Annotated in this window: 20 protein-coding genes and 1 pseudogene; 16 read left to right on the top strand and 5 right to left on the bottom strand. The window is 60.8% G+C overall.

All coding sequences use genetic code 11. The features are described 5' to 3' along the window. Positions 1-162: 162 nt before the first annotated feature. Positions 163-261 (bottom strand): annotated as a pseudogene (locus ACXAF3_RS11520) (helix-turn-helix domain-containing protein); the annotation flags it as partial. A gap of 475 nt (positions 262-736) precedes the next feature. After that, positions 737-973 (bottom strand): Cro/CI family transcriptional regulator, encoded by a 237-nt coding sequence (locus tag ACXAF3_RS11515; protein ID WP_475112450.1) that lies wholly within the window; start codon positions 971-973, stop codon positions 737-739. A 36-nt stretch (positions 974-1009) separates the two neighbouring features. Here ACXAF3_RS11515 and ACXAF3_RS11510 point away from each other — a divergent pair, with 36 nt between their 5' ends. The 4 genes from ACXAF3_RS11510 to ACXAF3_RS11495 all read left to right on the top strand — a co-directional run bounded on the left by ACXAF3_RS11510 (position 1010) and on the right by ACXAF3_RS11495 (position 3236). Continuing rightward, the gene (locus ACXAF3_RS11510) at positions 1010-1759 is read left to right on the top strand and encodes a helix-turn-helix domain-containing protein (RefSeq protein ID WP_475112449.1); all 750 of its coding nucleotides are present in this window, start codon (positions 1010-1012) and stop codon (positions 1757-1759) included. Positions 1760-1904: 145 nt separating this feature from the next. Continuing rightward, entirely contained in the window at positions 1905-2315 is a 411-nt protein-coding gene (locus ACXAF3_RS11505; RefSeq protein ID WP_475112448.1) for a type II toxin-antitoxin system RelE/ParE family toxin, read from the top strand. A gap of 5 nt (positions 2316-2320) precedes the next feature. Then, entirely contained in the window at positions 2321-2764 is a 444-nt protein-coding gene (locus ACXAF3_RS11500; RefSeq protein ID WP_475112447.1) for a helix-turn-helix domain-containing protein, read from the top strand. Further along, positions 2739-3236, top strand: a complete 498-nt coding sequence (locus ACXAF3_RS11495; RefSeq protein WP_475112446.1) for a hypothetical protein — start codon at positions 2739-2741, stop codon at positions 3234-3236. The genes ACXAF3_RS11500 and ACXAF3_RS11495 overlap by 26 nt, the downstream gene beginning before the upstream one ends. 46 nt (positions 3237-3282) lie before the next feature. Here the strand turns inward: ACXAF3_RS11495 and ACXAF3_RS11490 are convergent, their stop codons facing one another. Beyond that, complete coding sequence (locus ACXAF3_RS11490) at positions 3283-4233, bottom strand: WYL domain-containing protein (protein ID WP_475112445.1); 951 nt, start codon at positions 4231-4233, stop codon at positions 3283-3285. A gap of 199 nt (positions 4234-4432) precedes the next feature. On the opposite strand from ACXAF3_RS11490, the gene ACXAF3_RS11485 reads away from it, so the two are divergent. The 9 genes from ACXAF3_RS11485 (at position 4433) to ACXAF3_RS11445 (ending at position 7408) form a co-directional block, all read left to right on the top strand. Beyond that, positions 4433-4759, top strand: coding sequence for a sigma factor-like helix-turn-helix DNA-binding protein (locus ACXAF3_RS11485; protein WP_475112444.1), 327 nt, complete (start codon positions 4433-4435; stop codon positions 4757-4759). Continuing rightward, positions 4756-5013, top strand: a complete 258-nt coding sequence (locus ACXAF3_RS11480) for a hypothetical protein (RefSeq protein ID WP_475112442.1) — start codon at positions 4756-4758, stop codon at positions 5011-5013. Before ACXAF3_RS11485 ends, ACXAF3_RS11480 begins: the two co-directional genes overlap by 4 nt. Then, the gene (locus ACXAF3_RS11475; protein ID WP_475112441.1) at positions 5010-5387 is read left to right on the top strand and encodes a hypothetical protein; all 378 of its coding nucleotides are present in this window, start codon (positions 5010-5012) and stop codon (positions 5385-5387) included. The genes ACXAF3_RS11480 and ACXAF3_RS11475 overlap by 4 nt, the downstream gene beginning before the upstream one ends. Next, positions 5384-5635 carry a pyocin activator PrtN family protein gene (locus tag ACXAF3_RS11470; protein WP_475112440.1) on the top strand — a complete coding sequence of 84 codons (252 nt, stop codon included), beginning with the start codon at positions 5384-5386 and terminating at the stop codon, positions 5633-5635. The genes ACXAF3_RS11475 and ACXAF3_RS11470 overlap by 4 nt, the downstream gene beginning before the upstream one ends. Continuing rightward, positions 5628-6278 (top strand): HNH endonuclease signature motif containing protein, encoded by a 651-nt coding sequence (locus ACXAF3_RS11465; protein WP_475112439.1) that lies wholly within the window; start codon positions 5628-5630, stop codon positions 6276-6278. The genes ACXAF3_RS11470 and ACXAF3_RS11465 overlap by 8 nt, the downstream gene beginning before the upstream one ends. Then, positions 6262-6507, top strand: a complete 246-nt coding sequence (locus tag ACXAF3_RS11460) for a hypothetical protein (protein ID WP_475112438.1) — start codon at positions 6262-6264, stop codon at positions 6505-6507. Before ACXAF3_RS11465 ends, ACXAF3_RS11460 begins: the two co-directional genes overlap by 17 nt. An 80-nt stretch (positions 6508-6587) precedes the next feature. Next, complete coding sequence (locus tag ACXAF3_RS11455; RefSeq protein ID WP_475112437.1) at positions 6588-6845, top strand: hypothetical protein; 258 nt, start codon at positions 6588-6590, stop codon at positions 6843-6845. A gap of 16 nt (positions 6846-6861) precedes the next feature. Further along, a complete protein-coding gene (locus ACXAF3_RS11450; protein WP_475112436.1) occupies positions 6862-7257 on the top strand; it encodes a hypothetical protein in 396 nt (131 codons plus the stop codon). Continuing rightward, entirely contained in the window at positions 7250-7408 is a 159-nt protein-coding gene (locus ACXAF3_RS11445) for a hypothetical protein (protein WP_475112435.1), read from the top strand. The genes ACXAF3_RS11450 and ACXAF3_RS11445 overlap by 8 nt, the downstream gene beginning before the upstream one ends. Before the next feature lie 3 nt (positions 7409-7411). Here ACXAF3_RS11445 and ACXAF3_RS11440 read toward each other — a convergent pair whose 3' ends face one another. Beyond that, positions 7412-8494 carry a tyrosine-type recombinase/integrase gene (locus ACXAF3_RS11440; protein WP_475112434.1) on the bottom strand — a complete coding sequence of 361 codons (1083 nt, stop codon included), beginning with the start codon at positions 8492-8494 and terminating at the stop codon, positions 7412-7414. Positions 8495-8641: 147 nt separating this feature from the next. On the opposite strand from ACXAF3_RS11440, the gene dusA reads away from it, so the two are divergent. The 3 genes from dusA to ACXAF3_RS11425 all read left to right on the top strand — a co-directional run bounded on the left by dusA (position 8642) and on the right by ACXAF3_RS11425 (position 11175). After that, complete coding sequence (gene dusA, locus ACXAF3_RS11435) at positions 8642-9619, top strand: tRNA dihydrouridine(20/20a) synthase DusA (protein ID WP_475112433.1); 978 nt, start codon at positions 8642-8644, stop codon at positions 9617-9619. Between the two features lie 106 nt (positions 9620-9725). Then, the gene (gene tal, locus ACXAF3_RS11430) at positions 9726-10721 is read left to right on the top strand and encodes a transaldolase (RefSeq protein ID WP_475112432.1); all 996 of its coding nucleotides are present in this window, start codon (positions 9726-9728) and stop codon (positions 10719-10721) included. After that, positions 10702-11175: a tellurite resistance TerB family protein gene (locus ACXAF3_RS11425; RefSeq protein WP_475112431.1), complete on the top strand. Its 474-nt coding sequence runs from the start codon at positions 10702-10704 to the stop codon at positions 11173-11175. Before tal ends, ACXAF3_RS11425 begins: the two co-directional genes overlap by 20 nt. A gap of 158 nt (positions 11176-11333) precedes the next feature. On the opposite strand, the gene ACXAF3_RS11420 is transcribed toward ACXAF3_RS11425, so the two are convergent. Continuing rightward, the gene (locus ACXAF3_RS11420; protein WP_475112430.1) at positions 11334-11852 is read right to left on the bottom strand and encodes an STAS domain-containing protein; all 519 of its coding nucleotides are present in this window, start codon (positions 11850-11852) and stop codon (positions 11334-11336) included. Positions 11853-12329 lie beyond the last annotated feature (477 nt).

Raw genomic sequence — 12329 nt, 5'->3', positions numbered from 1 at the left:
CACTGTGTCAGGGGTGGGGTGACACCCTGACGGGGGTTCCGGGCGGAAATTGGCCGGCGTGATCGTGTAGTAATTGGAGCGACCGGAACGGCCATTGCGCTCCACCAGCCCCAACGCCTGCAGCTCGCGCAACGCCCGTTGCACAGACCGCGGGCTCAAGCAGGTGCGCTCGGCCATGGTGTCGATGGAGGGCCAGCAGACGCCGGCATCGTTGGCCTGGTCGGCCAGAGATATGAGCACCGACTTCTGTGTCGGCGACATAGACAGGGGCCAGCACTCGGCCATTATCCGCGTGCTCATACGACCACCCCCGCTGATAGCGCAATCGCCATAGTCTCTCCCACCCCCACAGGGGCCCCGGTTTGCGCGGCAACTGCCACACTCGATATTTCCGTCATCGCCGGTACCGCTGGCGATTCCCGTCCGGCTCCCGCCGGTTATTCGAGGCCGGGCTTCCACCGGCTCCAGGCCATCACAGCCCTTGGCGCTGTTTCTCCGCGATTCGGACAGAGTTCCCCGCGGTCGTGTCGTGCCACCTAAAAGCCCCCTCGTGGCTGCTCTGCCCCTCCAGAGGTGGCTGCATTGTTCAATGCCGGGCATTCGGTACTGGATAAATCCCCATCTATCCCGGCTGATTCATTCCCCCTTGCTACACCCCCACAATGCGAGGCAGGGATAAGGGAAACTCTTCAAATGCTGATAACTACAAAGCACTGCTCACCGCAGCGCGGGCCGCTCAACCGGCCTGGCGCTGCTCTTCTGCGGCCGACTCCGGCGCCGGCCCGAACACATCCGGGCGCAGCTGCTCTTTCCGCACGGCGCCATCGGTCAAGCGCTCGATCTGCACAGCTCGCTCTACTGGAACTCTCCTGCGCTTCCAGTTGCTAACAGTCATCGGGGTTACACCCAGCTTTCTAGCCAGCGCGGCTTGAGAGCCGAAGTGCTTCGCAGCCTTTTCAATGGGCAAACTCATGAATAATCCCCTTGTTTACATTTTAAGTATAAACGCGTGGAATCTATCGACACAAGCGCGCCGCGGGTAAACTTTTCGTTTATGAAGAAGCGCTCAAAAGAATCACAAGAGAAAGGGAAGGCCTTCGAGCGCTTGGCTAAGGCTGCCGGCTTCAAATGGGCACAGCTAGCGCGAGAACTGGGTGTTACACCTCAGACCATCCAAAATTGGCGTGAACGTGGGGTCGCATCCACCTTTGCCGTAAGAACAGCAGAGCTACTGGGCTGCGAGCCGACGGATATCAGCTGGATTGCCCAGTCAGTAGTTGAGATCACAAACCGTCGCCCACTGACAGCCAGAGAGAAGATCGCGCAGCAAAATCTGCGCGCTATCTGGAATGCGAAGAAGAAAGAACTGGGACTTACTCAGGAGAAGGCGGCGCACCAGTTTGGGTGGAGTTCTCAGGGTGCCGTTGGTGCATACCTGCTGGGTAGAACGCCAGTGAACACCGACGCCCTATTAAAGTTCGCGAAGCTGCTACAGGTGAAGCCGACTGATATCGACCCGGATTTTCAGTGGGGCGATATGGTCAGTGGACAACAGCCACCAAGCGCCCAGACGTACACCAGCGGATTTACCATCACGCTGGACGACGAGGCGCCGCCCCCACCCAAAGCAGAGCTCCCCCGCCATGTCCGCGACCTGGTAGACGCCATCCTCCGCAAGGCCCGCGACGGCTCCCTGACCAAAGAACATACAGCAGTGCTGAAAAGTAGCCTGGAGCTGATGACTGGGAATAAGCGATAATTAACAGGCACCCAGAAAGCCGCCGCCGATAGCCGGTGACCGGCCATTCAGGACAAAAATAACGCCTAACTGGCCAAATCGGAGTGGCTGCATTTGATTTCTGTGAACTTTCCCCTAAACCTGTTAACTAATAGGTTAACAACCTGTGAAACTCTCTGATATAGTCGCGCCCGGCAATTGGCGAGTATTGGTGGAAACCGACGAAGACGGTAATTCGGAGATGGCTGAAGGTTTTGCCAAACTGCTGACCACCGGCGAGCAAGCCCGCTGGCAGGCATTACTTGAACTGGCAAGCCAAATGGGGCCTCGGAATATGCCGAGCGCCAACAGGCATCACATCGACAAGCCCAACGATATATATGAGTTCATTAAGGGCAACTACCGAATATCGTTTTTCACCGATGATGAGAACATGGTGATTTGCTGCCACCTGTTCCGAAAGAAAGGGCAAGAAACGCCAAAATCAGAAAAAAAGACAGCCAGGCGATTAAAGCAACGTTATTTTTCCGCCAAAGAGGCGGGAACGCTGGAAATCCTGGATTACGAGGAGGAGTAAATAGCATGGCCCGTTTCAAGGATATCTTTTCAAAGCTCTCTAATCGGCCAGAACTCCAGGCCGCCAGGATCCAAATGGACTTGGCGATAATGCTGGAAAATGCGATGGACATGAAAAACATGACCAAAGCGGACCTGGCCGGCGCGCTAAACTGCAGCCGCTCTTACGTTACTCAGGCACTCCGGGGCGATAAAAACTTTTCCATCCTCAGCCTTGCTAAACTGGCAACAGCGCTTGATTGCGAAGTTAAAGTTGCCCTGATGCCAAAGGCTATTTACAACGAAATGATTGAAAGGGTTACTGCCGTAATCAAAAAGCAAGAGGCCGAGAGGATTAAGGCTGCTCAGGCAGATGTCAAGCCGGTACGTAATAAGCCAGGAAAAGTAATTGATCTTGAACAAATTCGAGCAGGGTGTGAAAGCGATGAATCAATCTATATTGCAGCTTGAGCACTATACGTTTGTAGACTTCTCTGTTAGGTGCAACATCGCAGCAGAGACGGAGGATATGCCAGAGGTTTTCCGGGTCGATGATCTGGATTTTTCTTTGGAGCAATTTGAGTCTGAACAAATTGAAAACGGTCCTCGCCGGGCCATCGTGAAGCTCAATGTCAAAACTAAGTCTGACGACCTTCATAAAAGCAGTTTTGGCACATTTTATACAGTAAACATAGAGGCAATTGGCTACCTTTCTTTCACCGACGAGGCGCCGGAAGGCTATAAGGAAGACCCCGTTGCGGCTGACAAGGTGCTGGTGATGAACGGAGCCAACATCCTCTATGGACTGATGCGCGACAGGCTGGAATCCATCACTTCATCAATGCCATGGGGAAGAGTAATATTACCCCTCGCCACATTTGATGGCTTGGTCAAATCCAAAGCGCATAACAGCGAAAGCCAGCCTCAACAGGCTGCAGAATAACAAAAGCCCGCAACCGCGGGCTTTTTCATTTCTGCAAACTCGTCCCCTACCCGGCCAGGATACCCAGCAACATTAGCCCCATCCACACAAAGCCAACTGTGCGGGCCCCATCGCTATACCCCGGCCGCAACAGCAGCCAGGCGAAGATATAGGGCATCAGAAATATCCCCACCCCCAACAAGAATGACACGCTGCGCTCTCTGGACGGAGGGGGCGAAACCGGCGCAGGCTTTCGACTTGCCGGTGGCGCACTCGCCGTCGGGGCTGACGCAGGTGCCTTCTCCGGAGCAGAGGTGAACAGGGACTTGGGATCCACCACCATATTCAGACGCAGATCCGTCAGCTGCGCTATACGGGCAACCCTGAAGGTTCTCCTCTCTCCCCGCAGAAAGCAATAGCCGGTCAACATGTCGGCCCCCTCAGGCACCAGCGGCCCCGTGTCCCGCTCGGTTACTGCTCCCGATGCATCGCTGTATTTCATTCGATAGCACTTGCCCTGGCGCTTCGCGTCAGCTTTCAGCGCCTCTTCCTTTACCAACTCCCATTCACCGGCAAAGATCTCCCGATTGATGTACTCCACCAGGAAGGCCCGCTTATCCGCCTTAAACGCAGCCAGTTGACCTTTGCTGCTCTCCAGCTCCTCGGTCATCTGCCGGACACTTTCCTGCAGGGACTGAACTTCATCTTCCCAGCGCTCTTGCTCATCCGTGCCGGAGAATACTTTCAGCGCCTCCTTGGCCTGGGCCAACTCTCTTTTTTCCTCGGCCAGGTTATCCTGACAGTCGTCGCGCTCCATCTTGAGATCTTCTTCATGCTCTCGCATGTCATCAATCAGGTACTCGACGTGCTCGGCTATCTCATCCTTGTCCAGATGCCCGGTCTTCAGCATGTAGTCCCGGTAGATCCTCTTCGCGTGCACCTTGGAGATCGGCGCGTCCGCCGGTTTTATCTGCTCCGCACGCAGTACTTGGCGCTCTCTGCCTCTGGTTGAAAACATGGCCCCACCTCCCCTGTCGTTATTGGATTTTCAGGTCACCGGCCAGAGTGTAAACCAGCAACTGCCGCCATTCAGCACTCGCCCCATTACACGCTATTGCAGCCCGATCAGCACTGTTATCAGAAAAAATGAACTCCACTCGTTGACACCAAATAAACCCCCCGGTTTATCTTTATCCCAGGGATTCGGGAGAACACACATGGAAACCACCTACCGCAAGCTGGCGCCGCGCCAGGCCGAGGCGCTGACCTACAGGGCGCGCGGCCTCAGCAACGCCGAAACCGCCGCCGCCATGGGCTGCTCCGTGGCCAATGTGGGCAACCTGCTGGCCGAGTGCTTCTTCAAGCTGCACGCCCGCGGCGCCACCGATGCCGTGGCCAAGGCCATCAAGTACGGGCTGATCCAATTCTGCCTGCTGCTGACCGTGTGCCTGGGCACCGCGCTCGATGCGGACCGCTTCGTCCGCCCGCGCATGCCGCGCCGCCCGGTCCAGGCCGTCCGCATCTACCGGGAGGTGATAGCGTGAACACCGCAAGCAAGCACATCGCCACCGCCGCCAGGTGGCGCCGGCAGAACCCCCGCTGCGCCGGCGGCGTCGTGGTGATCTTCCAGGGTGAGGCGTCCGGCTGGATGAACGCCCTGCGCGACCCACAGGGCTGGGAGCCCGGCTGTATCGCCGTGGACGAGCACGGCAACCAGTGGCAGGCCATGGGCGGCGACCCCTACCACGGCGCCGAGCGCTGGGAACCCATCCACAGCACCGGAGAGGTACCGGCATGAGCATGCAAGCCAACACCCCCAAACACGTCGCCAGGATGCTGCGCAGGGCGCTGGCCGCCCACCCGCAGCGGGAGCACGCCTACCAGCTCGGCGCGCTGCAGAGCAGCGTCGCGGAGGCCGTCAGGATGCTCGAGGAGCAGCCGGACCCGCGCGAGCTCGCCGCCGAGCTGGACGCCCTGCGCCAGAGCCTGCTCGACCACGCCAGCTGCGTGCGCCGCAAGGCCGGCGAGCCCGCGCACCGCGTCAGCCAACTGCTCGGCGCCATCGAGGCCGGCAATATGCGCCTCGAGCTGCTGAGCGACCGCCTGGTGCAGCGCAGCCAATACATCAACTACCTGCTGACCACCGACCGACAGGAGGTGACCCAACAGTGAACACGGTGTTTTTGCTCATGGCCGAGTTCGGCAGCGCCGATATCCCGCTGCGCCAGTGCTGTGACAAGTATTTCGGCCTGGGGGAGAAGAAAGCCCTCGCCCGCGCGCGCCTGCAACAGCTGCCGGTGCCGTGCTACCGCGGCGGATCGCAGAAGAGCGAGTGGCTGATCAGCGCCAATGACCTGGCGCAGCATATTGACCAGTGCCGGCAGAAGGCGCGGCACGACTGGGAGCGGCTCAATGGCTAGGCGCCCCTGGACGGAGCAGGAGGTCGCCAGGCTGCGCGCCGAGTACCCGAACCGGCGCACCGCCGATATCGCGCGCGAGTTCGGTCGCAGCACCAGCGCCGTCTACGGCAAGGCCGACGCTCTCGGCCTGCAGAAGAGCCAGGCGTTTCTGTCCAGTCCGGAGAGCGGCCGCACCCTGCCCGGATCCGCGCGCGGTGCCGACGCCCGCTTCCTGCCCGGGCACAAGCCGCACAACAAGGGCGTGAAGGGCTGGCAGGCCGGCGGCAACGCGAAGAAAACCCAGTTCAAGAAGGGGCACAGGCCGCACACCTGGAAACCGATCGGCAGCGAGCGCCTAACCAAGGATGGCTACCTGCAGCGCAAGATAACCGACACCGGCTACACCCCCAGGGACTGGAAATTCGTGCACGTGATGCTGTGGGAATCGCAACACGGACCGTTGCCGAAGGGGCACATGCTGGTGTTCAGGAACGGCGACAAGACCGATATCCGCCTGGATAACCTCGAGTGCATCACCCGGGCCGAAAACATGCGCCGCAACACTGTGCACACCCTGCCGAAGGCGTTGGCCGAATTGTGCCAGCTGAAGGGCGCGGTAACCCGGCAAATCAACAAGAGAGCAAAACGTGAAAAACAAGATTGAAGACCTGCGCAACCACCTGTTCGCCACCCTCGAGGCCCTGCAGGACGAGGGAAACCCGATGGAACTGCAGCGCGCCAAGGCCATCGCCGACGTGGCGCAGACCGTCATCAACTCCGCCAAAGTGGAAGTCGATTTCATGAAAGTCACCGGCGCGGACCAGGGTAGCGGTTTTATCCCCGAGGCGCCGCGCGACCCGGTGCCGCCGCTGGCCATCGCCGACCGCAAATAATTTCACCGCGCCCTGGCGCATCATTCAGTAGCAACCGTCTAGGGCCGCCGGTGCTGGGGCCCACTTTTCAGGGGATGACAATGGACATTTCAAAACTGCAACTCAACAAAACAGCCACCAGGGTCAAGAACGAGGTCTCCCGCTTCGTGGAGGCATTCCAGCGCTGCAAATCCGCCCCCCCCTCGAGGGTGGCGCTGCGTGCAGATAAATACGACCTTGTGAAACGGGCGGTGCTCGCCGAACTGCGGCGCCAGCACAAGACATCAGGATCAGATCGCAAGATGCCCAGCCCCAGAAAATTGACCATGGGCAAGGTAGAGCTTTACCCAGCCCACTGACTGAATGGATAGAGAAATGGGTAACGACAAAATACGGGAAGGGTTTGAGGCACTCAGTATCAACAGAAAAGCGGTTCAGCATGAAATTGAAAAAGTTGTGGCTGAAATGCGCCAAACGCCTTACATATGCGATGAAAGATTTGCCATAGCAGAGATTCCAGGCATACAGGTGCATATTGTAGTAACGAGAGAAGAAGAAGATTTTCTCGATTACGTAGATCCAGCTTTCTCTGCGCAGGAACCCCAGCAGCCAGCCGCAGTACCGGAGCCGATTGCGAACGCCATTGCGATTTTGCGGGCAAACCTGCGCAACCCTGAGAGCGCCATGCGCGCCGGAGTCTATGACAACCGCACCACACGCAAAGCGATTGACAATCTACTCGCCGCAGTACCGGAGGCCGGCAATGGCTGACACAGCATTCGAGCAGTGGGCCAAGCAGCGCAACCTCGCACTGTGGCGCAGGGCAGACGGCTACTACCAGGATCCGCAGGTGCAGCAGACCTTGATCGACTTTCAGTTTCGCCGCGGGCGCTTTGCGGAAACCCAATTAACCTTGCTCTGACACTCAGGCCGGCTCTGATTCCAGCACCGGCCGATACCGCCACCCCGCGTATTTGTCCCGCTCGCCGAAGTCGTACAGGTGCGTGTAGCGCCGCAGGGTGTTCCAGGAGCGGTGGCCGGTGATCTGCGCCACGCGGTGGATCGGTAAACCACGCTCGAACCAGTAACTGGCCGCCTCGTGGCGGAAATCGTGGAATCTCAGGTCCTCGATACCCAGCACCTTCCTTGTCCACAAGAAGCGGTCGCCGATCGACTTCGACTCGTAGGGGAAAATGAATTCACTGTTGCGGGGCTGGCGCTCGATCACCGCCAGCGCCTCGTCCGGGACGTGCACCCAGTAGCTGACCGGCCGCACCGGGTCCTTGGCGTCGCGCACCAGGATCTGCCGGCGCTCGCGGTCCAGGTCTGCCCAGCACAGCTTGGTGATCTCCTCCTGACGCCGCGCGGAAAAAATCGCAAACAGGATGACCTCGCCCAGCGGTATCACCATCTTTCGGCTGGCGTAGCAGTAATCCAGCAGCGCATCCAGCTCTTGCAGCGTCGGCCGCCGGTCGCGCTGCTCAGATTTCGTCACCATTTTCGTCTGCACAGCAACATCGAATGCCGCGCTGACCTCCTGGTGCGCAATCGGCCACTCGCGGCTATTGGCAACCGTGCGGAAGGCCACCGACAGCCACATGATGTCATTCTTCACCGTTTGCGGCTTCGCCTCCTTTAAGCGCCGTCGTAGGAAATCGAGGATGTCGCCGCGGCGCAGGTGCACCGCATCGAGGCCGGCGATATCGGGCCGGTTGATCAGCGCCTTGATGGCGGCCAGCTTTGTGCGCCCGAAGCTGCCGACGTCGATAAAATCGCCGAGATAGGTCTGCAGCACGTCGCCGACGGTGATACCGCGCACCTGCTGCTTGAGCCGTTCGGCAGGGTCGCGCAGCTCCTGCTCGCGCTTGTCCGCCCAGGCTTTGGCCAAGGCTTTTTTGCCGAAGGTTTCCGATTCTGTATAAACTACCTTTCCACCCTGAAAGAGGCGGATCTGCGCCGTGTAGCGCACTTCACCCCGCGCATTCTTGCGCGCCCTGATGGTCGCCATATCTCCCCACTGGTACAAGCCAATTCCCGTACCAGAAATGTACCACAGGGACGCAGAAAATGGGGGAAAACGGGGTCGATATGGTACAAAAACCGAATCACCCCCAACTGCAGAATTTCAGGTAATACGCTGTAAAATCAACGAGTTATGACAGATTTACCCCCTCACCGCTTCTGCACCGCCCCGCTGATGGATTGGAGCGACAGACACTGCCGCTATATGTGGCGCCTGTTCAGCAGGCGCGCGCTGCTGTACACGGAGATGGTGACCACCGGCGCGATACTGCACGGGGACAGGGAGCGGCACCTGCAGTTTGATGCGGCCGAGCACCCGCTGGCGCTGCAGATCGGCGGCAGCGACCCGCAGACGCTGGCGGAGTGCGCGCGCATCGCCGAGCAGTGGGGCTACGACGAGATCAATCTGAACTGCGGCTGCCCCAGCGACCGGGTGCAGTCCGGCCGCTTCGGCGCCTGCCTGATGGCGGAGCCGGAGCTGGTGGCCGCGGGGCTGGCGGCGATGCGCGAGGCGGTCTCGATTCCCGTCACGGTCAAGCACCGTATCGGCATCGACGATATGGAGGACTACGCCGGCCTGACCCGCTTCGTCGAGGCCCAGGCCGCGGTCGGCATCACCACTTTTATCGTGCACGCGCGCAAGGCGTGGCTGAACGGCCTGAGCCCGAAGGAGAACCGCGAAATTCCGCCGCTCAACTACGACATGGTGTACCGGCTGAAGCGCGACTATCCGCAGTTGGAGATTGTCATCAACGGCGGTATCAACTCGCTGGACGAATGCCGGCAGCATCTGCGTCATGTGGACGGTGTTATGCTCGGGCGCGCGGCCTACCAGACGCCGGCGCTGCTCGCCGGGGTGGACAGCGCACTGTTCGGCGGCGAGCCGGGGCCGGATGCGGCCCAGGTCGTCGAGCGGATGTTGCCCTATATCGAACGCGAACTGGGCCTGGGCGCGCGCCTGAACCATATCACCCGACATATGCTCGGGCTCTTCCAGGGGCTGCCGGGGGCGCGCCGCTTCCGCCGCCATTTGAGCGAGAACGCGCACAAAAAGGGCGCCGGCCCCGAGGTGGTGGAACAGGCGCTGGCGCTGATGACCCGGGCGGCATAGGACATTTATAGGGACTAAGGCGCCGTAAAATCCCGGCCCGGGCGGGCCAATACAAGGTTCGCCCCCACAGCATTGCGCACTATCGAAACACAGACGAGGGACTGGTATGAACAAGCTGGAACAACTGAAGCAGCGCAGCCAGGTGGTCGCGGACACCGGCGATATCGACGCGATCCGCCGCTACCGGCCGCAGGACGCGACGACCAACCCGTCTCTGCTGTTCAAGGCCGCGCAGCTGCCGCAGTACCGCGAACTGATCGCCGAGTCCCTGACCTGGGCGGAGCGGCACCACGGCCGCGGCGATGCGTCGGAAACCGCAAAGCTGGCGGCGATCAAACTCGCGGTGGCCATTGGCGCCGAGATACTGCAGCTGGTGCCCGGCGTGGTTTCCACCGAGGTGGACGCGCGCCTGTCCTTCGATACCCGCGCCACCATCGACTATGCGCGCCGCCTGATCGCCCTCTACGATGAGGCCGGCGTGCCGCGGGAACGGGTGCTGATCAAGATCGCGTCCACCTGGGAGGGGATTGCGGCGGCGGCGGTACTCGAACGCGAGGGAATCCGCTGCAACCTGACCCTGCTGTTCAGCTTCTGCCAGGCGGTGGCCTGCGCCGAGGCTGGAGTCACGCTGATCTCGCCGTTTGTCGGCCGCATCCTGGACTGGCACAAGGCCGCCAGCGGCCGCGACGATTTCAGCGCCGACGAGGATCCCGGTGTGCACTCGGTGCGCAGCATCTACCATTACTACAAGTCCCGCGGCTACGACACCGTCGTGATGGGCGCCAGCTTCCGCAATACCGGCGAGATCGAGGCCCTGGCCGGCTGCGACCGGCTGACCATCAGCCCGCAGCTGCTCCAGGCGCTGGAGGAGGATACGGCGACGCTGGCCGACGGGCTGCCGGAACACGTGGACGGCGCACCGCGGCCGGCACGCGCGCTGTCCGAGGCGGAATTCCGCTACCAGCTGAACAGCGACGCCATGGCCACGGAAAAACTGGCCGAGGGCATCCGCAATTTCGTGCAGGATCAGGAGCGGCTGGAAATACTCCTGCAGGGGCAAATGATGGGGCACAGGGAAGCCGATGCTGCAACAAATCCGTAAGCTGTTCGAGCAGATCGGCAGCGGCGCCGATGTCGAGGTGCGCGACGAAAAGGATGTGCGCATGATCAGCGCCGCGCTGCTGGCGGAGGTCGCCACCGTGGACCAGAAGCTGGACCCGCGCGAGCAGGAAACCCTCACCCAGGTACTGCAACAGCACTACCAACTGGACGCGGATGTCGCTCACGAGCTAGTCCGCGAGGCCCTGTCCCACCGCGAACAGGCCACTTCCCTGTACGAGTTCACGCAGACGGTCAACGAACAGTTCGACGAGAAAAGCAAATATCTGCTGGTTCGCCAGATGTGGCAGGTGGCTTTTTCCGATGAAGTGATAGAAGCCTTCGAGGAACACATGATTCGCCGGGTGGCCGAGCTGATCCACCTGCCGCACGGGCTCTTTACCCGCGCGCGGGCCGAGGCGAGGGAAATGCGGGGAAAGGAAAATAGCCCCGACTGAACCGGCCGGCCCGTCGGTTGTGCCTTCAATTTAAATCAGACGCGAGTAGGATGGGCAAAGGCGCGCAGCGACCTGCCCATCACCTGGGACAGCGATGGGCACGCTGCGCTTTCCCCATCCTACGTCTACACCTTCCGAGTGTTCACCATCCGGGAACGTCAGTGCATTCGCGCCGAGGGCTTGCCGATGGGGTCGCACTCCAGCTCCAGCGTGTGCACCAGGTCGCGGAAGGTTTCCGCGTTCTGCTCGTTCATGCTCATCAGTACGCGGTGGGCCTCCAGCACTTTCTCCCGCGCCGCGCATTCGTCCGGCGTCTTGCACTGCAGCGGTTTTGTCTCGGCGCCGTAGTCGCGCCGCTCGTCGCTGATTTCGATCAGCGCATCGAAGCCCATCGCATCCAGCAGGTGGCGGATACCCTTGTCGGCGGAGAGGGCGAGGGGTTTCTGGCAGCCCCGCTCCAGCGCGCGGATGGCGATCTTGGCCATCAACCCGAGTGTCGTGCTGTCGACGCCCTCGGCGCCGTGCATATCGAACACCACGTCGGTAAAGTCGTCTTGCGCGAACATGGTGTCGATAAAATTATCGAAAGAGGTACACAGGTTGAGTCGCACATCACCCACCAGCTTGATGACGTAGACGCCCTCGTGGGCCCCAACCATAATCTGCCCGGACTGCATAACAACCCCTGGCACATCCGCCCCGCGGCAAGTACTGCGCGCAAGTGGATGGCGAAAGTTCACTTGTGGAGAACACAACTGCCGACGGCAGGGTGATTCCGTCGCCCCAGTTTGTGCATAAAGTGGGCGGAGCTTACTCCTGCGCGCCGGGGCTGGCAAGGGTGCCAAGGTCGGACAAACAGACCAGTCGGTCAGCCCGTGCACTCCATCGGTGGATGCCTAGACGCGGGCATGCCCGCCATCCCTGGCGCGACCCCGCGCTTTCGATCCGGCCCCGGCCCCGCCATCCCTGGCGGGTCGCTGAGTCGCGCACGGCGCAATGCGCCGTAAACGCGCCGCACACCGACCGGTCGGTGCCGGCATACGGGGCATGCCCGCCATCCCTGGCGCGACCCCGCGCTTTCGATCCGGCCCCGGCCCCGCCATCCCTGGCGGGTCGCTGAGTCGCGCACGGCGCAATGCGCCGTAAACGCGCCG

The sequence above is a fragment of the Microbulbifer sp. ABF4_143 genome, assembly GCF_056160225.1.
Note: the sequence above shows the minus strand (reverse complement) of the source record. Positions and strands in the feature narration are given on the sequence as shown.